We start from the raw sequence: 1497 nt of genomic DNA, 5'->3' as shown, positions 1-1497 counted from the left end.
GCGTGGCGCTCTGGCTTCAAGAGCGGTCATCCACTCGCCCATCGCGACGCGGTCTCGCTTCGATCGCAATACGACTGCGCGGGCTCCATGGATGATCAGAAAATGTCGAAATGATTCCGCGAAGTGGCGCCTGTCTTCCTTCGTCAAAGAAGTTCTCTTCTCCGCAGCGGACCTTCGCGAGCTTCCGATGGTAATTGCCTATCTGCAGCGTTAGTTAGAGGATTGAGTTGTTCACCTTTCAGGGGTGGGCCGTCATGCCAAGAAGGCTGTCTTGCCTTCCAGAGGTTTATTCCCACCGCGCCTCCACTAGAGTCCTCATACTCCCAGATTCCAGATGGGGCCTTCGTCTCTTGCGCATTCAGAAGTTGAGGCTGGATTAAACCTGCTAGCGCAAGCAAAAGCCATACTAGATTCTTCAGTGTCATATGGGCCTCTGGATCGTAATCTCCGGAACAGGAAAATGTTGTTCTGATACGGAACGCGCTAAGAGTAGCCCGAAAAGTCCGGTTTTCGGCAAGCTCAACTTTTGAACTTCCCAAAACCAACGTTTTACGCGCACTACAAGAGACAATGATTACTTCCGAGTTAGGCATGGGCCTGTGACCCACCCATAGAGATGAAAATCGAGTTGAGCCTGAGGCTTTACGATCGAATTGGCGTGGAACGGCGAAGACCGGGGCAACTCTGGATGAGTTGAGGCCGTTTCCGAGTATGGTCTGGGATGCGTGTTTGAACCAATCTGTGTCGCGCCATCCATCCCGCTGGGACGGTTGGTAGCACGTGACGGTGTTTGATGTCTTCGCGCACGCTTCCTGCCGCTTCCCGCCGGGAGGTTTCGATGGCCGACAAGATGGCAGGAATAGACGTACACAAGAAGGTCCTGATGGTGGTGGTCATGGATGCGCGCACGCCGGAGTCGAAGCCCGAGCGGCGGCGGTTCGCCACCATGCCAGGTGAGTTGCGCCGCTTATCGACGTGGCTGCAGGAGCGGGGCGTTGAAGAAGCGGTGATGGAATCGACGGCGCAGTCCTGGCGATCGGTGTGGCTGGAGTTGGAGCCGCATATGTGCTTGCACTTGGCGCAGGCATTCTCCAACCGTGCTCCGCGAGGGCGCAAGCATGACTTCAAGGACGCAGAGCGGCTGGTGCGGCGGCTGATCGCCAAGGAGCTGATTCTGAGTTTTGTACTGGATGGGGAACAGCGCATCTGGCGCAACCTGACCCGGATGAAACTTCAACTCACACGCGACCGGGTTCGCATACAGAGTCAGATCGAGTGTCTGCTGGAAGAGATGCGCATCAAGCTGTCGATTGTGGTCAGCGATCTGCTGGGATCGAGCGGTCTTCGCATCCTGCATGCTCTGGCCAACGGTGAGACCGACGCAAAGAGCCTGGCGTGGTTAGGAGACGATCGGTTGAAGTGCACCGAAGAACAGCTGGTCGAAGCGTTAACCGGAAGATCGCATCCCATGCACGGGCAAATGCTCGCGCTGCAGCT

Annotated in this window: 1 protein-coding gene; it reads left to right on the top strand. The window is 56.4% G+C overall.

Annotated features, from left to right (window positions below; all coding sequences use genetic code 11):
• Positions 1-838: 838 nt before the first annotated feature.
• Positions 839-1497 (top strand): IS110 family transposase (locus Q363_RS31630; RefSeq protein ID WP_169747224.1); only part of this gene is annotated, 659 nt, incomplete at its 3' end.

Source organism: Edaphobacter aggregans DSM 19364 (assembly GCF_000745965.1).
GTDB lineage: Bacteria > Acidobacteriota > Terriglobia > Terriglobales > Acidobacteriaceae > Edaphobacter > Edaphobacter aggregans.
The sequence above is the reverse complement of the archived record's forward strand: the minus strand, read 5'-3'. Positions and strand labels throughout refer to the sequence as shown.